Raw genomic sequence first — 18,772 nt, 5'->3', positions numbered from 1 at the left:
AGATCAGCCTCTTTTTTTTATACACCATGATAAATTCTTTCAAATGTGCAAGTTTAATTATCGAGCTACTTTTTCACCCTACTAATAATCTCAAGCACTTCGGCACATTTAGCAGATATCAATTCAAACTGTTTATTCTCAATCACCTGCTTAGGGAACAGCTTTGATCCCATTCCCACACAAGTTACCCCAGCATTGAACCATTCCTTAAGATTATCCTCACTAGGAGCAACACCCCCAGTTGGCATGATACTAGTCCAAGGCATAGGGCCCTTGACAGCTTTAACAAACTCAGGTCCACCAACCTGCTTTCCTGGAAAGATCTTCACAACCTCTGCTCCTAGTTCATGGGCCTTACTAATTTCGGTAACCGAACCACAACCAGGACTCCAAGCAATTTTTCGTTTATTACAAATTTTTGCGGTTTCCTCATCAACAATTGGTGAAACAATAAAATTTGCACCAAGACCAATATACAATGCGGCAGAAGCTCCGTCGATTATGGACCCTACTCCCAGAATCATATCGGGTATCTCATTTATTGCCCATTTATTGAGCTCTGCAAATACAAGATGGGCAAAGTCTCCCCTATTAGTAAATTCAAATAAACGCACACCGCCATCGTAACAGGCTTTTACAACTGCTTTACAAATCTCAAGGCTTTCATTATAGAATACAGGGACTAATCCAGTTTCTTTCATTTTTAAAGCCACATCAATTCTAGAAAAACGTGCCATACAGGATTTTTTTATTAGTATTAAAAATGCAAAACCAAAGCAAAAGGCGGCTGTCTCTTAAAAAACAAATTATAGCATTATAGTAACTAAGCGTTTTTACCACACCTTGCAAAATTAATAGAGCCAGCCCCTTTTGCATGGAAAAAAGCAAGGGGTCGGATAATTCTACCTAGAAACCCGTCCCGATGCGTCGCCACCCATCAGTTTTTCCACCTCGTCCACAGTAACCATATTAAAATCACCAGGAATAGTGTGCTTAAGGCATGATGCAGCAACAGCAAAGTCGAGCGCTTTCTGATCATCACCTTGGTAAGTAAGTAAGCCGTAAATAAGTCCTCCCATAAATGAGTCACCACCTCCTACTCTATCAACTATATGGGTAATTTGATAATGTCGGGATTCATAAAGTTTTTTGCCATCCCAGAGGACACCAGCCCAGTTGTTATGGTTAGCATTAATTGAACTTCGAAGAGTTGTAATAACCTTTTTCACTTTTGGGAACTTAGCCATGATTTGACGAGATACTGATTCATAGGCAGCCCCTTCAACCTTTCCAGCTGTAACATCAACACCTTCGGGATGAATGTTAAGCGCCATTGCTGCATCCTCCTCATTGCCAAGAACGATATCGCATCCTTCAACTAGTGAGGGCATTACCTCGTGGCATTTCTTGCCGTATTTCCAAAGGTTTTTCCTATAGTTTAAATCACACGAAACAGTTAATCCCATTCGGTTTGCAACCTGAATAGCCTCAAGGCAAACATCAGCAGCACCTTGTGAAACGGCTGGTGTTATCCCCGTCCAATGGAACCAATCGGCACCTTCAAATACCTTTTCCCAATCAATCATTCCGGGCTTTATTTCGGAAAAAGCAGAATATGCACGGTCATAAATGACCTTACTTCCCCTACTAACGGCACCCGTTTCAAGAAAATAAATTCCGAGCCTATTGCCCCCATAAATAATCTTATCAGTGCCTACTCCGAACCTTTGAAGTTCCATTTTACAAGCACGCCCTAAATCATTTTCGGGTAAACGAGTTACAAAATCAACGTTAATTCCATAATTTGCAAGGGAAACTGCAACATTTGCCTCACCACCGCCAAAAGTAGCGTTATACTCTTTTGCTTGAGTAAATCTCTGATAACCTGGTGTTGACAACCTCAACATGATTTCCCCAAAAGTAACTACCTTTTTGCTCATATCTTTAGAGAAAAAAAAGCCGAATAAATACACATAAAATCAAAGTAAACTTATTCGGCTTAGATTAGACGAAATTTAAGTTAATATTAAGAACTAAACCAAAACTCTCAAGAACAAATGAAAGTAATTACGAGAAGTATAAACCACCATTTATATCGATGTTAGCGCCAGTAATAAAGGTTGAATCATCGGATAGTAGGTATGCAACAAGATCAGCCACCTCCTCAGGTTTACCTTCTCGACGCAGAGGAGTTGAAGCAGCTACCTTTTCGCGCACCTCGGGTTTAGTAAACCGGTCGTGGAACGAGGTAGCAATCATGCCTGGGCATAGTGCATTAACACGTATATTTTTGGGTCCTAATTCCTTTGCCATAGAACGAGTAAAGGTAGCAACAGCACCTTTTGAAGATGCATAAAGAGAAGCACCAGGGCCACCTCCATCGCGAGCAGCTTGCGACGAGAAGTTAACAATTGAACCGCCATTTGTCATTTTTGGCACAGCAGCTTTCATGGCAAATAGCATGGTTTTGAAGTTCACATCAAAGAGGAACTGGTAGAAGTTTTCATCAATTTCCTCAAGGGTTTTGCGAGCCACAAGGCCACCTGCAACATTAACAAGTCCATCAACTCTATCGCCAAAAGCAGCGCAAGTTTCGGCAACCAAACGTTCAGCATCGGCTAATTTAGTCATATCACCTTGAGCAATTATAGCCTCGCCACCAAACTCTTTTATTAGCTTAAGGGTTTCATCGGCATCCTCTTTGTTGTCGAAGTAGTTAACACATACCTTTGCACCTAGCTTAGCAAGTTTCACCGAAACTTCACGGCCAATGTCTCTGGCCCCACCTGTCACAATTACAACTTTTCCTTTTAATTCCATAATTATAAAGTTTAAAGGTTAATGATGGTTTATTATTTAATACTTATTGTTTTTGTTTCTTTCTCATCAACAGGGCGAATATCCTTAGCAAAGTAGTATATTGCCCAAATACCAAGCGGTACAAATACCGCAATCATTACAAAAATTGGGGTATAAGAAATCTTTGAGATTACTGGTACAAGGAAATTCATGGCAATAACAGCAAAAACCCCAACGGTACCACCAAAACCAGCAAGAGTTCCAACGGATTTACCATAAAACAAGTCGGATGGTAAGGTCTGGATATTTCCAATGGTAAACTGGAAGCCAAATAGGACAAACGCAACTATCACGACAAATTTTAGAGGGGTATTGGCTAAAAATATTGTTGCCAAAAGTCCAAGGAACATGATTGCACCGCCAATGGTTATTGCAGTTTTTCGGGCGCGGTTTATGGTTGCACCATTTTTAATCATTTTACCAGAAAAGTAACCACCGCTAATACTACCAATGGCTGCTCCAACATAGGGGACCCATGCGAAAAGTCCTATCTGTTTTACATCGAATCCATATACTTCGGCCAAATAAATTGGCATCCAGCCAACAAAAAGCCACCAGATTGGTTCAAGGAAGAAGCGCGAAACAAGAACCGACCATGATTCTCTATGCTTCAGGATATCTTTTAAGCATTTACCCTTTTGGCCCTCAACGGTGTTCTCTTTAGCATGCTGTCCTTTAATAATTTTCTCCTGCTCATATTTAGTAATCCAGGGATGTTCTTTTGGTCCCTTTTTATTTATAATGAGCCATGGAATAAGCCACATTATACCAAATGAGCCGACAATCATGAAAGTTACCTGCCAACCAAAAGCAGCCCACAAAAGAGCGATTAGAGGGGGAGCAATAACAGAGCCAATTGATGCACCGGCATTAAACAACCCCTGAGCAATGGCTCGTTCCTTAATTGGGAACCACTCTGCATTGCTTTTTGCAGCACCTGGCCAGTTGCCAGCCTCACCTAAACCCAATGTAATCCTGAAGAAGCTAAACGATAAGATTCCTCGAGCAAATGCATGCATAAACGAGGAGAGCCCCCAAACGCCTATTGCAATAACATAACCAATTCGTGTTCCAACTTTATCGAATAACCTTCCAGAAACCGATTGACCAACAGCATAGGCAATCATAAAGAAATTTAGGATAATGGCATAGTCGTCCTTTTCCATTCCTAAATCCTTCGAAATACTTGGCCACATAACACCAAGTGTACTCCTATCGATATAATTGATTACTGTAGCCAATGCTATTAGCCCAATAATCCACCAACGTAACCCTTTTATCTTCATGATTCTAATTTTAAAATGAGCCAGACATTTTTTACAAGCTCAAAAATTCATCAAACTATTTTTTACCAAAATATGAGACCTGACTACCATCAAGAAAATCCTCGCGAACAGGACTAAAAACATCGATAAGGATTCCATCCTCTAAACAGATTGTACCATGAGGAAGATTAGGAGCAATATAAACCCCCTCACCCTCTTCAACAATTTTTGTTTGACCATCGATGGTAAACTCAAATTTACCTTTGGCCACGTAGGTAGCTTGTGTGTGAAAATGTTGGTGGGTGCTGCCTATTGCGCCCTTTTCAAACTTAACTTTTACCATCATTATTTGGTTATCCCAACCAAGAAATTGACGCGATACTCCACCACCAAGATCTTCCCACTTCTCTGAATTCTTAATAAATTTTTCGCTTGCCATAATTTTATTCTTTTATTGTTAATTTATAGTTTCCTTGCCATGTTACTACAGAATTGTCTACTTTGACCCTATTACTATTAGAGCCGCTAAAACTTAAATCGATAAATAGTCCTATTTTTTTACCGTTTTTAAGAGTGACATATACTGCAACCCTATCGTTATCATCAAAAAGTTTACATGAATCAATTGCACTTTCTGAGCCTAGCACAGCCTCTGTAGAAGGATTGTAGTTTCCATGCAACTCATAAACAGATAGAATCTTACCACTACCAGCCAGCTCACCCCTAAAAATGAAACCTTGCTGATTCCGTAAATTGTAATTTGGATCGTTAGCGCCTAGCCTAACCACATAAAAGTTTGTGTGAGTATTTGTAATTGTAGTAAGCGAGTAAAAGCCCGTTCCAATAGCCCAAGTAACCCTTGCCAACGAGTCAAATGCTCTTGATTCAGCATCTATTACCAAATGTTGATAACCATTATTGTTGCCTAAAATCTTATACTGGTTCAATCGCTGAATCTCAAAATTTGAGTCGATAATCTGACCATTGAAGTAGGTTGGAAGGTCATACTGAACTCTTCCTATACCTTTAATGTTGAAAAGATCAATTAAGAACTTCCGATCACCAAACTCAATAAGAGCTAAAGTCCTTTGAATAGTATCGTTTTTGTAACAATTCTCGTCAATGGCAGAAACCATCTGAATATTGGCATTCGACAAATCGGTAAATAGGAGCTTAGGACTAAATTTATCGGCAAGTTTTACACTTCCATTAAAGTTTGATTTTTGGTTAATAACCAAAGTATTATGTGCAATGGTTTGTTTGGCCCATGTCTTATTCTCATTCAAGTATCTACCACCCTCTTTAGCAACAACATTTATAAACCTTGCAGCACCATAGTCGGGAACTATCTCAACTCCCCTATCAAAAATATTTAAGTTCAACCTATCGAAATGGCCATGCCCCATTCCTTGAGAAGTAAACTTAAAAAGAACAGAAGTTTGCTTCTCGTTTTTGCCCATTCTGAGGATAGCCAAACCACCTGCATCACCATTTTTCCCATCGCGAATAACAATTGGTTTTCGAACAAAAGTTTTCACATGCCCCTGCTCAATGGCTTTAGCAACCTCAAGCCCCTCGATGCTAAGCATCACCTCACCCTGTTTTTGAGCAACATCAAGAATAGTACTATCGTGGGTATTGAAATATGCTATATTAGTACCAAACACTAGTTCAGGTGTTATCCATGTTTTATCCTTTATAGCATCGTTTATTGGATAAAAGCGGCCATCGGTATTAGTTAGCTGAAGTAAAGTAACCACGGCCCTATTCAAAACTCCGCTCTTGTAATCAAAGATTTTAAGCTCAGGTATATTATTTTCAAGGGCTTTTGCAAAAATGACGAATGGGAGTAGTGCATACCTTTGATAATAGGGTCCTTCAGCATAATAACCATCGGGCGAGAACAACTCATCTATCTGCCGTAAAAATCCACCTGTGCTATCAAGTTCAGTAGAGTAAAGTGCCTGTTTAACCATTAATGTGTCGCCAAGTACAAGCCCCGTCATACCAACGCCAGCCACTGCCCACGTTCCATGATTATGAATTCGATTGAAAGTGCTCTTGTTTTCGGTTAAGAAGAACTTAACCACCTCTTTAAAAAGGTTCTCTTCAATGATTTTTCTTTCGGTATCAGTCAAAAAATCGTGAATACAGTCGTAAGCCTGAATTGTATATACCAACCAAACGGACTCGTTAAGACCTTGCCAGAAAAGTTTACCAGGCGCTTGATTCTTCTTCATTGGATGCAATCCAAGGGTAGGATACAACTCGGCATACTTGAGTAGCATATCACGCACAAAAACTGCATATTTTTCTTCACCTGTTAGCTGATAAACCAATCCGGCATTATACATTTCAATGTAGTTCCGCTTATGTTTTTCGTGGGTATAACCACCACCAGGATCTTTAGGAATTGGAATTTCAATGCCATTCAAAATTGCATTGTCGGCTATACTTTTTGCTTTCTCAAACGATGCCTTTAGTAAAGGGTACTTCGAAATCCCCTCAACAATTTGCGGAACATCCTGTTTCTTGAGAATAAGTTTAGGATAACTCTCATGCCCTTCTATCGATATAGACTTTGAGCACGACCCGAATAGAACTACAACAGTTGCAAGAGTTAGAAAACCACTCAAATAAATTTTCTTACGCCGAGCCCAATGGGGCATTTTGTTTTTAACCATATTATTTAAAAGCAAGTTCATCATGCCAAGAATAAATGTTATTGCTTTTTATGAGTTAGGTTTATTAATGAGAATTCATTTGAATTCGAAATAATCGAAACTTTAGGGTAAATATTAATATTTGAAAACTTTATGATTGGTTCGTCCTTCGATAAATTCAACTTTATTGGGGCACTATCAATAAAATTGCAAGAATCAATTTTAGCCCATTGAACCCCATGCAGGTATAAGCTACAGCCTATTTTATTACGCTTATTTTTACCTGAATTGAAAACCTTGTTATTTACAAATTTTAGGATTGGGCCAAAAGTACTTTCATCTGTTCCACCCCTGTAGAGATTAAGAATAACACCTCCAATATTTTTAAAGGTGCAGTTTTCGTAAACCACATACTCTGCATTATAAATACCTAAGTCGTCGGTTTCCTTATCGAGAGATGCAATATTACCAGAAACGTTAAGGAAGTTACAATTGCGGAAAACAATGGAATCGGCAAAGGTGCTCTTATAAATTCTTAGAAAATCGAAGGAGTGATTTACAGTAAGATCTTCTATGTCGCAATTTTCAACAATTAGCTTATAATTACGGTTCATGGAGTACTTACTAGTAGAGATAATGCTATTCCCAGCCATATCGGGCGATTCGCTTCCGCTTATTTTAACACCAATAAGTTTTAAAGCTCCCCCATTTTCAATCTGGAACATGTTGTTTTTTTCCGAAAGAATGGATGCCTCTTTTTCCTTTTCCGACTTAATGGTTAAAGGGTGTTTAATACTCAAAACCTTACTATTCACATACTCACCCTTAGCAAGAATAATAATATCGCCAGGTTCCGAACTCTCAACGGCATCGAAAAGTGAATTCAAACCAGGTTCAATTTTGATAACCTTGCCATTATCAAAAGTGAGTTCCTCATTTACGATAGGATACCATGTTACACCAGTATTCTCTTTGGTTGCCACAGGGGAACTAAGAGAGCAACCCGCATTTTTTATTTGATCCGACACTGGGAAAAGAAACCCACTTTCGTTTTCAACTAGCTTCATGTCAACTACCGTAAAACCATCCTTTAACAATGGTTTAACTCCAGTATTGATATAGTTGTTAGAGAAAGATATGCCACTAATGTCATCGTAAACTGTGAAAATATTATCTTTAGAATCGTGGTAGAAAACATTATTCTCAATTTTGCTATCGATAGGAGGCGCAGTACGCTCACTGTCGCTACCAGCGCAAAGCTGAACATGATCGCAGTTTACAAAAGTATTGTTTGAGAACACACCACCAATAACCTGATTGTAACGGTTAATTGGCGAGTTATAGATACCATTCATTATAACAAGCGCGCCACGGAATCGATAGCCCTTCAGGTTGTAGAAGTAGTTATTAATGGCTTTGTTTCTTTCATTTATAATACGAATACCACCAGTGTGATCTTTTCCATTTCCAATAAAGAAGTTTCCTTCGGCAGTATTATCATGGCCATGGCGAAAAGTTAGGGTACCACGGCATTTAAAAAAGGTATTGTTCTTAAATGTATTTCCACAACTTTTATTTGAAATGATCTCATGCTCACCGTCGCAATACTCAAAGTAATTAGCCTCAACATTTGCCCCACAGGTTGACAATGAGTAATGGCTGGTCCCAAGTCTCATGGTTTCGCCACCATTTGATCCAAGGTTTTGGCGATAACCAAAGTAGTTATGGTCAATTTGATGGTTGTTATTACGACACGCCTCATCAACCATTCTAATTGCAAACGTTACACCATTGCTGCGCTTGCCAGTAAAATAGCAATGGTCAACCCTATTATTTTTACCATAAAGGGCAACCCATAACTCTGTATTCTCCCTTTCAGGATTGTTAAAATTGTCGATAACACATTCGGTAAGCCTGCAATGGTTCGCATAAACGCCTTTCTTCTCCCTAAATGAGATAACCTCACTTGTTGGTGTGTAACCATCTTTAAAGACCAACCCAGAAACCTCTACATATTCACCTGAAATTCTGAGATTTGAAAGTCCTGTCAAAAATACTTTTCCCTTTTCCTGTGCAGTAATAATAATGGGATCTTCGGGAGTTCCCTTTGCATTTATTAGCAATTCAGCATCTTTCCAATTGCCATTCTTAAGCACTATTTTATCACCAGGCTTTGCATCTTTTATAGCCTGATTAAGCTCATTTACATCAGAAACAAGTATTTGGTTTGAATTACTACACCCACTGTTTAATGTAAGAAGCGTAGCAAAAAGAATCATGCTTATGAAGTTCATTCTACCATTTAAAATTGAACTTCTCACATTTCTAAATTTCATATTCTCAAAATATTTAGAGGTACTCATTTGTTATTAAGTTATTATTAGAAACTGTTATTAATTATTTTCGTGACATATCGACTGTTACTACTTCTAATATCTACAACAAAAACAGGTGGATAACTTACAATGTTTTGAACGTAGAAATTACCAGACACAGCTTTTTTTGAAAGTTCCTGCCCCATCATGCTATAAAATGAAACCATGTAACTATCAGTGCGTTCAAAGTAGAGTTTTGCAACACCATCTTCAATTTTTATTATATGTTTTGGAAGAAGAATTTTATCGGCATAAGTTGAGCTATCGTAATGCGCGCCAACGTCTTTATTTGTAAGCGGTTTAATAACTACTGGATTGTTAGAAACCTGGTCGCAACCAATATCCTTACCATTAAGCGGACGCGATTGTCCATCAATATCAACAGTTATTGTATCAAAAACACCATTTAGTGCAGCCCCAATTGCAGGATTTCCATCATCGGGACGGTAAAGGGTCCCATCGTTTATCATTGGTAGTTCAGCTTTTATAAATCCATCAGCTGTAATTCCTATTTTATCGGCATTGTGGATATTCCCTTTCCATGAAACGCCATCGGTTGAAGCATAATCTTTTACTAGATCTAAACCGCTTCGGGCAACAATTAGGTTGTTTTCAATATAAGAATTAATAGGAGGCAGGGTTTTCTCCTCATCAACCCCAGCACCAATGGCGAATGGCTCCTTGCAATTTATAATTGTGTTATATCCTACACGAGCATCATCGACTTGTCGATATCCGTTTGCAGGAGAATCGGGTATTCCATTTACTAAAGAAATTGCAGCACGATAAGATGTTCCATTAAGATTTTCAAGATAATTATTAAATACCCTATGACCAGGGCCAATAATACGTATTCCACCGCAGTCTTTAGACAAATCACCAAAAAAGAAGTTGCCATAAACCCAGCAGTCGGAGCCATGACGAAGAGTAAGAGTACCCTCGCATCGGTCAAAAGTATTATATCTGTAATGATTTCCTACAGACTTATTTGATATTATCTCTATTTCGCCATCACACTCCTCAAAGAGATTATACTCAACTATACAATTTGAATTATAGCGCTCCCAATCACTTGTTCCAATACGAATGGTTTCCCCTCCATTGTATCCAAGATCTTCTCTAGGTCCAAAATAGTTGTGATCAATTAAATGGTAATCAGGTGTTTCATCGAGCCAAACAACAAGCGTAGCCCCAGAATTTGTTTTACCCAAAAGAGTACAATGGTCTACCCTGTTGTTGGTTCCATATAGGGAAACGTACTTGGTATCAATATCCTTATTGGTAGGATTATAAGATAATATAGAAACATTTGTGAGCCTGCAATTATAAGCTAACTCATCGGAGTCTGTCCGGAATTCAACAATTGAACAGCTATTAGAAATGTTGCCATCTTTAAAAATGAAATCACGAACCACAAGCCATTTACCAGATATTTGGATTCTGCTACTTCCTGTAAGAAATGTTTGCCCAGGAACCTCTGCGCCAAAAACAATTGGTGCTTCGGGCGTTCCTTCTCCTTTAAATGTAAGGGTTACATTGTTCCATTCCTTGGCCGCCAGCAGAACAGTATCTCCGGGGAGTAAGGAGATAATTACTGACTCAAGCTCGGTAAATGTGGAAACATGATAAATCTTAGCCTGAGAAGTAAAACTTCCAAATAAGATCAAAATTAATAGTATTCTTATGCTCCTATAAATATTCATATCAATAGTTTAAAACATAATTAAAGGCTTACTTTTTAAATGTTAATGTTTCGCCAGGTTCAGCTTGTATCCCATTAACCTTAATAGTTTTTACACTGCAGTTTGTAAGCTGTACACTATTATCGGTATTGCTGACCCAAATATTTGCAGCTGTATTCAAGTCAATCTTTAAATCATCAAGCTGAGCAAACGTAGCATTGATTAAAAGATATCGATTTGATTTACTGATAGTAACCCTAGCATCAGTTTTAATTTTTTTAGGTTGCTTTTCTCCTTGAAGAATACTCCAACCATTATATTTAAAAGAATCATAACTTTTAACCGAAAGCTGATTATCAAAACTATTAAAGGGTAAAAGCAAAGTATTCCAATTAGTTTGACCTATAAAATTCTTGCTAAAGATTAACCTACCCTTACTTCGAGCCGATCCTTTTACGATATTTAAAGAATCGCTACCTAGCTGAATAATTTCAAGACCACTCCCATTGGGAAATATGGATTGAATATGGCGGGAATTATTAACCATATCGTAGTGGCCTTGCCATACCTGTTGGGTAGAGTGCGTTCCTTCTATTGCAACGAAATAGTCATCAACAAACCAAAATCCACCTTTTTTAAAAAAGAATACAGTTCGGTAAGTCTCAATACCATTTTCAACATACCCATTATGTGAACCAATGAAAAGATCGAATTCATTGTTCGATTTCCAAGCAATAACCTTGGGCTTGGGTAGAGTTAAGTACTTACCAAATCCACTGCTCCCTTTATTACCTTTCCAGTTATTACCCTGTGGAATAGAATCTGCTAAAGCCACATTTTTGGTCCATGAGTTCTTAAACTGAGGTAAATCGTTTTGATAATACCTAACCTGATAGTTGGGTAATAGGACATTTTCGTTTGCATATACTTGAATACCTAGCATATCACCATGTTGGTGATCGGGTTTTTCAGGTGTTAATCCAGCCGAAATGATGGCATAAGAGGACTTTTTAGACCAACCATTTCGCATTACATAGTAGCCAACATTGGGCAATGAGCATGATTCAACCTGTGGTTTCTTTTTGCCTGTCTTTGTTAGTCTATCTATTTGATCGGATCTAAGGAACCAGTAGTAATTGGATGAAATTTTTGAAGAAGCAAAATACTTATATTGAGGTTCTCCAAACAGGGCCACTCCAAGTGCCATAACATCATCAATTTGATTAAATTCGGCCAAAGGCTTATCAGTATCATCCTGTAGGACAGGACACTTTTTGTTAGGCAGGGCAATTTTGAGAAGCACATCAAACATAGCAGGAACCCGTTGATCCCAGATCGGGTTGAGCTGTACTCCATTCAATTTTGCCAGCTGCCATGGATAGAAATAGTTGTCAATATCATCAACATGGTAATGTACGGTACGTTCAAATTGGAAACCATCGAGGTAAACTTCTTTTTCCAGATGTTCTTCCAGAAAATCAAATGCCCTCTTTTGCCACTGCTCTGCTCCTTTAAATTCGGGTAAGAGTATCGATAGCATAGCCAAAGCACTCATACCACGAGTTTGATGATTTCCTTCCCTATACTTCTTATTGTGAATGTATAATTGGTTAGCAGTATGAACAAAGGTTCTAATCATCTCAATCTGTTGCTCCGTAGTATAACTCTCCGATGCTAGAAGAATTTGATGAGCCATTAACCAGTTAAACATCCTATTCCCTGCTCGATATGCCTCGAAAGCGCCATTCCCGTCTTTAATGGTTTCATACTCATTTCGATTAAATGCAACGTTTAATGAGCGGGCCTGCTCTGGAATGTAATTCAGGAACTTGACATCTCCAGAATAGTGATACATCAGAGCTATACTAGGTGCACTATGTTGACGAGTTAGATGACGATAAGGGTATGACTTTACTGTTTCACCTTTTAGATTTTCAAATCCAATCTTCCATTGGGTATAAGCTGGATATAAATCCATGTGTTGGGCAGCTTTCTTAGCATGGAATTTTTCACGACCAGAGTATAGCGAGTTATACTCCTTAAACCTCTGGTCAAAGTTTTTCCAGCTGAAAAAATACCTTTCCGAAAAGCGTTCTTTAAAGTAGTCGGCAAGATCCTTTAAAGCTTTATCCTCATTTCCTTTAGCAAACTCATTTGCGATAGGTTTTAACTCGGGATATAATTCCAAATTCAGTAAGCCAATTAGCTCATTGTTTGATGGGACATGCTTACTCAATTTAGAAATATCCTGAGAGCGGGCAAAACTCGAGAATAATAAAGCAATAAGCAAGGAAAGGCAAAATAGGATACTACGCCAATCAAGGTTTTGCTTTCGTATATTTATTTCTTGAAAAGAAATCATTTTGCAGATTTTTGTACTGATTGCTTACTCTTTGTTAATATGAACACAATGAAAACATATTATTCTACTACCATGAGATTATCGTGCTCTCAAAAAACTAGTAAAACAGAGAAAGAATTTATAAAAGGGGATGAGGGAATATCCCCATCCCCTAAACTAAAAAACTAATAGCCAGGATTCTGTGTTAGGCCATCATAAAGATTTATCTCACGCTGAGGAACGGGTAATAAAAGCTTGTTAGAGTTGTACTCAAAGCTAGCTTCAGTAGTATTAGAAAAAGCTTCCATAACCTGATCGGCCACACCAAAACGAATAAGATCATAAAGGCGATGGTTCTCAAAAGCTAATTCAATTCTACGTTCCTTTAACAGCTGATCTTTAGTAAGCGAGCCAACTATTTCGGGAAGACCAGCACGACGACGTACTTTATTAACAGCCTCAATAGCAGTTGCATCGCTAGTAGCAGTTGCTGCACCCATAATGGCCTCGGCTTGCATGAGGTAAACATCGGCAAGGCGAAGTACAATCCAATCGTTGCCACCTAGTTCCTCGTTAGAAGAAGATGCTCTGAATTTTCCACACTCAAATCGACCCGAAGAGCCTGCAAGTGGCTCCCAATAGAACAAAGTAGATTGTCGAAGGTCACCTGCCTCAAGGCTGTTTAGTAAATCATCGGTTGGGTAGTTCAGACCACTAGCACGTCCTTTCCAAGTGAAGTTGTATGAGAATATCTCGCTATCTTCAGTATTATCAGGGATATACTGAATTGCGAAAATAATCTCATCATTCATTTCATTATAGAATACATCATTATAGTTAGCCTCTAAGGCATATCCTTCTTTTAGCACCTCATTAATAGCATCGTTAGCTTTGCCATAATCCTTAACAGTAAGGTAAACTTTAGCCAATAGTGCGTATGCAGCACCTTTAGTTGCACGTCCAAAAGCGATTTCATCTTTTCCAGGAAGTTTAGACGCAGCATCAGTAAGATCGGCAATAATAAATTGGTAAACATCATCGGCAGGTCTGCGAGAGAAGTAGTCCTTATCTTCAGGGCCAATAACCTTATCGATAATAGGCACATCGCCAAAAGCACGAACTAAGTTAAAATGGGCCAACGCACGAGCAAATTTAGCTTCACCCTCAAACTGGTTACGCTTAGCCTCATCGGAAACAGCATCCAAATTTTGTAAAACCACATTAGCCCTAAAAACTACATTGTAGTTTAAACTCCAATATTCAGAGACAGTGGCATTAGTAGGAGAAACATTCATGTCCTCAAATTGGGCCCAATCACCTTCACTATTTTTTGTTTTGGTGTTGTCGGAGCGCATCTCGGTAAGGGCAAACTCATTCATAACAACGGCCTGTAAACCATCATAAATAGAAATCACACCTGCCTCTACCTCTTCGGTATTCTTATAGAATCCATTGCTTCCAATCTCATCGATTGGGGCAAGGTCCAGAAAATCCTCACAGGAAGTTAGAATCAGCAAACCTGCTAGGAGCGATATAATTATATTCTTTTTCATTTTTGTTACCTCCATTTCAATTAAAATTCAAGATTTAAACCAACAGTCATGGCTTTAGCATAAGGAGCGGCACCCACCTGATAACCACCACGTAGAGGGCTATCATCATTGGTAACACCTTCTGGGTTAAAACTGGTATAGCTATCGGCCATTAGGTAAATAAGATTTGATCCTGAAACGTAGATTCTTGCAGAACCAATACCTAACTTTTGAGCCAAAGCTTTAGGAAGCGTATAACCTAAATTAATAGAGCGTAATGCAATAAAGGATGCATCTTGCACGCAAAGGTCAGTAAAGATTCGTTGAACCACCTTATCCTTATCCGGGAAAGTATCAACATAATCCATGTTGCTTGCAAACTGATTCTCGAAGTATTGAGGGTCTAAATTGCGAACCTTGGCACCATGAGATCCTTGAAGCGTAAAGCTGAAATCGAACCCTTTATAACGGAATGTGTTGGTAAATCCCCAAACCCATTTAGGGTATGGTGAACCAAGTATAGCCCTGTCATCAGAATCAATCTCTCCATCACCATTCAAATCCTTAACGTATACGTCTTGGCTTTTACCACCTATGGGGTAGAATGGGTTTTTAAGATATTCATTTGGAATATCCTTTTCGTAAACGTAGCCATAGAACGATGAAATTGGGTAACCTTCTAGTGCGATATACTCAGCTGGACGTTTTGCATCAACATAGGTTATTAGTCCGCTAGCACCAGCAAAATCAACTAGTTCATTTTTATTATGCGAAAGGTTAAAAGAGGTAGTCCAGGAAAAATCTTTTTGGCTGAAAACTCTACCCAAGAATTCAAATTCAAACCCGCTGTTTTTAACCTCGCCAATATTAACAGTAGCCGATGTGAACCCAGTTACTGATGGTATTTCTTGGCTTAGAAGCAAGTCATTGCTACGGCGAACATAGTAATCAATAGTAAAATTCCAACGGTTTTTCATAAAACCTATATCTATACCAGGTGTAAACTCAACTGATTTTTCCCAACGGAGGTCATTATTCGCAATATTAATTTGATTAAAACCAGTTACCGCATTGCCATTAACAATTGCTGTAACGGCAGATAGTTTAGAAATAGCATCGTAGCGGCCTATACCTGAATTATTACCAGTTACACCATAGCTAACACGAACTTTCAGGTTTGAAATTAAATCATTGTTTTTAAGGAACTCCTCTTCGGATATTCTCCAACCCACCGAAGCAGCTGGGAAGAAACCATATTTTGTGTCTTTACCAAAGCGTGAGCTTCCGTCATACCTTGCACTTAAAGAGAATAGGTACTTACTATCGTAAGCATAGTTAAACCTAGAAATTATAGAGTGAAGTGACTCTTCTGATTTGTAGGTAGCAGCATTAGCAATCACAGTAGCAGCATTAATGGTTTGGATGTAATCAAACTGATAGCCTGTTCCTTCCATGTCTTCACTAACAGTATTCCACTTCTCCCATGTCATACCTGCAACTGCGCTAATATCGTGCTTACCAAAAGTTTTATTGTAGCTAAACATATTTTCGCTTAACCAGTAGGTATATGTATCGGTATCGTAGTTCGATTCCATTGCCGAAGTACCATTCCTATGAGCTTTTGAACCAACCCACTCTTCATCTTGACGATGACGATAATTTGCTGCCACCCTTGAGGTAAATGTTAGCCCATCAAGCAAATGAAAACGTAGGTATGCATTGGAAAGCAATTTGAAATCTTTAACGGTATATTTTCTTTCAACAACCTTAGCATAGGGGTTAACATTAGAAGTTGTACTAATGTCGGTATCGCCACCATCGTTATAGAGGTCATAATTATCGAAATGGCGTTCCATTGCGTAATCGCCTATTTGCACATCTGGGTATTTAGAGCGATCAACGTATTGAATCGTATTCTCATCATGCCAAATGGGTAGCCAAGGCGATTGACGTAAAGCATCGTGTACACCTATTGGGAAGTCTCTTTTATAAGTCTGCGAAGGGCTTACATTAGCGCCGAATTCAATAATCTTATTTACTTTAGTATCAATTTTTAGTCGGGCGCTCATTTTGTTGTATGAATCTGTTAGTAGAACACCATCATCGGATAGGTAGCTTCCAGAAATGAAATACTTAGTTTTTTTGCTACCTCCACGGGCACTAAGAGAGTAGTTTTGAATAGTTCCACCATCAAACATTACATCTTGCCAATCGGTTTCAGTCCCAAGTTTCTCGATATAAGCCATTCTGTCGGTTAAAACTCCTCCATTATTATCTAAAACGAACTGTTTCCACTCAGAGATAGATGGCCTATAATCAAAATCGGCAGTGAATTTAGGGCCAGCAAAACCATTAAATGAGAATTTGGTTTGACCCTCCTTCCCCTGCTTGGTAGAAATCATGATGATACCATTTCCACCTCTTGAACCATAGATAGCAGCCGAAGCAGCATCTTTAAGAATTTCAAAAGATTCAACATCATTCATATCCAGGCTTCCCAAATAATCGTTATCAACAACAACCCCATCAACAACAATAAGAGGGGAAGCATCTGCTGTTATAGACCCAATACCACGCACACGAATAGTTGGGCTAGCACCAGCAGTAGCATCTGTTGTTTGAATATTTACACCAGAAACTTTACCAATCAAGGCTTGATCGGCGCGAGATACAGGAATTTGATCCATTCCCTCATTGGTTACCTTTGAAATGGAACCAGTTAAATGTGATTTTTTTTGAGTACCGTAACCAATAACAACAACCTCCTCAATACCAGCAACATCAGGTTTAAGCTGAATATTAATAGAAGTAGAACCATTAAATTGAAATTCTTGTCCAAGGTACCCAACAAAGGTAACGGTTATATAACCGCTAGAACTTAAGGTCTTTAAAACAAAATTACCTTTTACGTCGGAAACGGTTCCGTTTGTGGTGCCTTTCTCCATAATAGTAGCACCAGGTAGTGGCTCATTTGTGTTAGCATCAACAATAGTTCCTCTAATTTCAACTTGTTGAGCCCAAACTATATTCATGAAAGCCACCATAAAAACTATTAGGCTTGTTAGTTTCTTCATTTTAGGTTTGGATTTAAGATTAAAAAGAGAATTTCTTTTTAGCTATATTTGTAGATTAATTTTCCCACGTTTATTGCTTGGCATTACTATAGGTGGGGAATTCTTTAGGTAGGGGCAGGTTCCAGCTGCTCCTACTTTAATCTATGAACTATTTAACTTATTCCCATTCATATCATTGTAGTTTTATCTATTATCTGTTAAAAACAACACAAGCAAGAATTAACGTAATTCTTGCTTGTAGGACTTGCTAAATTCGTATACATGTTTTAAATGCTCACGCATTTTAGTTTCGGCACCTTGAGGATCTCGGTTAATAATGCAATTAAGAATCTCCTCGTGCTGATTAAATGACTGATAAAATCGACCCTCACCACAAACATTGAGTTTACGGTAAATTTCAATAATATCAGGTATAAGAATTAGCAACATCGACTTAACAACCATATTCTGGCTAGCTTCGGCTATTTTGATATGGAAGTTAAGGTCTTCCTTTACACCTGGGAGTCCTGCCTCAACTCTTTTCTTATGATCGGACAACGCTGTTTTGAGTTCAAGAATATTTCCGTCAGTTCTTCTTAGAGCTGCTTGAGAGCAAGCAAAAACCTCAAGCAAGACGCGAGTCTCAACAAGATGGAAAAAGTCGTTATCATGAAGGTGAATTACGTTAGAGATCAAACCCTCCATGGCAGAAATATCGATACCTGCAACAACAGTTCCACTTTGAGGCATTGTTTTAAGAATGCCGTAGAATTCTAACTTTTTAATGGCATCTCTTACATAAGTTCTCCCAATTCCAAGCGATTCAGAAAGTTTACGTTCGGACGGCAACTTATCTCCAGGTTTTAGTTTTCCTGTTATAATCAAACTTCTTATTTGTTTGATTATCTGGTTTACAGGACTTTCAACCTCAATTGTTTTTAAACTTTCCAGAATATCCATTGCTTTGCATTTAAATGTTTTACCGTCCTAATTTACAAAAGA

At 38.4% G+C, this 18,772-nt stretch carries 12 protein-coding genes; all 12 read right to left on the bottom strand.

Features of this window, described 5'->3' with window-relative positions; genetic code table 11:
- Positions 1–65: 65 nt before the first annotated feature.
- Positions 66–737 carry a bifunctional 4-hydroxy-2-oxoglutarate aldolase/2-dehydro-3-deoxy-phosphogluconate aldolase gene (locus FHG85_RS04040; RefSeq protein WP_173073235.1) on the bottom strand — a complete coding sequence of 224 codons (672 nt, stop codon included), beginning with the start codon at positions 735–737 and terminating at the stop codon, positions 66–68.
- A 165-nt stretch (positions 738–902) separates the two neighbouring features.
- Positions 903–1,940 carry a sugar kinase gene (locus FHG85_RS04035; protein WP_173073233.1) on the bottom strand — a complete coding sequence of 346 codons (1,038 nt, stop codon included), beginning with the start codon at positions 1,938–1,940 and terminating at the stop codon, positions 903–905.
- A 127-nt stretch (positions 1,941–2,067) separates the two neighbouring features.
- Complete coding sequence (locus FHG85_RS04030) at positions 2,068–2,820, bottom strand: SDR family NAD(P)-dependent oxidoreductase (RefSeq protein WP_173073231.1); 753 nt, start codon at positions 2,818–2,820, stop codon at positions 2,068–2,070.
- 32 nt (positions 2,821–2,852) lie between these two features.
- Positions 2,853–4,145, bottom strand: a complete 1,293-nt coding sequence (locus FHG85_RS04025) for an MFS transporter (protein ID WP_173073229.1) — start codon at positions 4,143–4,145, stop codon at positions 2,853–2,855.
- Between the two features lie 55 nt (positions 4,146–4,200).
- Positions 4,201–4,563, bottom strand: a complete 363-nt coding sequence (locus tag FHG85_RS04020) for a cupin domain-containing protein (protein WP_173073226.1) — start codon at positions 4,561–4,563, stop codon at positions 4,201–4,203.
- 4 nt (positions 4,564–4,567) lie between these two features.
- Positions 4,568–6,808, bottom strand: a complete 2,241-nt coding sequence (locus FHG85_RS04015; RefSeq protein WP_173073224.1) for an alginate lyase family protein — start codon at positions 6,806–6,808, stop codon at positions 4,568–4,570.
- Positions 6,809–6,846: 38 nt separating this feature from the next.
- A complete protein-coding gene (locus FHG85_RS04010) occupies positions 6,847–9,123 on the bottom strand; it encodes a polysaccharide lyase 6 family protein (RefSeq protein ID WP_173073222.1) in 2,277 nt (758 codons plus the stop codon).
- Between the two features lie 44 nt (positions 9,124–9,167).
- Positions 9,168–10,865: a polysaccharide lyase 6 family protein gene (locus tag FHG85_RS04005; RefSeq protein WP_173073220.1), complete on the bottom strand. Its 1,698-nt coding sequence runs from the start codon at positions 10,863–10,865 to the stop codon at positions 9,168–9,170.
- Positions 10,866–10,893: 28 nt separating this feature from the next.
- A complete protein-coding gene (locus FHG85_RS04000) occupies positions 10,894–13,206 on the bottom strand; it encodes a heparinase II/III family protein (RefSeq protein WP_173073219.1) in 2,313 nt (770 codons plus the stop codon).
- A 164-nt stretch (positions 13,207–13,370) separates the two neighbouring features.
- Complete coding sequence (locus FHG85_RS03995) at positions 13,371–14,738, bottom strand: RagB/SusD family nutrient uptake outer membrane protein (protein WP_173073217.1); 1,368 nt, start codon at positions 14,736–14,738, stop codon at positions 13,371–13,373.
- A gap of 20 nt (positions 14,739–14,758) precedes the next feature.
- Positions 14,759–17,791: a SusC/RagA family TonB-linked outer membrane protein gene (locus FHG85_RS03990; RefSeq protein WP_173073215.1), complete on the bottom strand. Its 3,033-nt coding sequence runs from the start codon at positions 17,789–17,791 to the stop codon at positions 14,759–14,761.
- Positions 17,792–18,010: 219 nt separating this feature from the next.
- Positions 18,011–18,730: a FadR/GntR family transcriptional regulator gene (locus FHG85_RS03985; protein ID WP_173073213.1), complete on the bottom strand. Its 720-nt coding sequence runs from the start codon at positions 18,728–18,730 to the stop codon at positions 18,011–18,013.
- Positions 18,731–18,772: the final 42 nt, after the last annotated feature.

Source organism: Tenuifilum thalassicum, assembly GCF_013265555.1.
In the GTDB taxonomy this organism is placed as follows: Bacteria; Bacteroidota; Bacteroidia; order Bacteroidales; family Tenuifilaceae; genus Tenuifilum; species Tenuifilum thalassicum.
Note: the sequence above shows the minus strand (reverse complement) of the source record. Positions and strands in the feature narration are given on the sequence as shown.

What these genes read in the sequence shown, in the direction of transcription:
- FHG85_RS04015 (WP_173073224.1), bottom strand. Translation starts at nt 6,808, where the DNA reads ATGGTTAAAAACAAAATGCCCCATTGGGCTCGGCGTAAGAAAATTTAT.
- FHG85_RS04000 (WP_173073219.1), bottom strand. Translation starts at nt 13,206, where the DNA reads ATGATTTCTTTTCAAGAAATAAATATACGAAAGCAAAACCTTGATTGG.
- FHG85_RS04025 (WP_173073229.1), bottom strand. Translation starts at nt 4,145, where the DNA reads ATGAAGATAAAAGGGTTACGTTGGTGGATTATTGGGCTAATAGCATTG.
- FHG85_RS03985 (WP_173073213.1), bottom strand. Translation starts at nt 18,730, where the DNA reads ATGGATATTCTGGAAAGTTTAAAAACAATTGAGGTTGAAAGTCCTGTA.
- FHG85_RS04035 (WP_173073233.1), bottom strand. Translation starts at nt 1,940, where the DNA reads ATGAGCAAAAAGGTAGTTACTTTTGGGGAAATCATGTTGAGGTTGTCA.
- FHG85_RS04040 (WP_173073235.1), bottom strand. Translation starts at nt 737, where the DNA reads ATGGCACGTTTTTCTAGAATTGATGTGGCTTTAAAAATGAAAGAAACT.
- FHG85_RS03990 (WP_173073215.1), bottom strand. Translation starts at nt 17,791, where the DNA reads ATGAAGAAACTAACAAGCCTAATAGTTTTTATGGTGGCTTTCATGAAT.
- FHG85_RS04020 (WP_173073226.1), bottom strand. Translation starts at nt 4,563, where the DNA reads ATGGCAAGCGAAAAATTTATTAAGAATTCAGAGAAGTGGGAAGATCTT.
- FHG85_RS04005 (WP_173073220.1), bottom strand. Translation starts at nt 10,865, where the DNA reads ATGAATATTTATAGGAGCATAAGAATACTATTAATTTTGATCTTATTT.
- FHG85_RS04030 (WP_173073231.1), bottom strand. Translation starts at nt 2,820, where the DNA reads ATGGAATTAAAAGGAAAAGTTGTAATTGTGACAGGTGGGGCCAGAGAC.
- FHG85_RS03995 (WP_173073217.1), bottom strand. Translation starts at nt 14,738, where the DNA reads ATGAAAAAGAATATAATTATATCGCTCCTAGCAGGTTTGCTGATTCTA.
- FHG85_RS04010 (WP_173073222.1), bottom strand. Translation starts at nt 9,123, where the DNA reads ATGAAATTTAGAAATGTGAGAAGTTCAATTTTAAATGGTAGAATGAAC.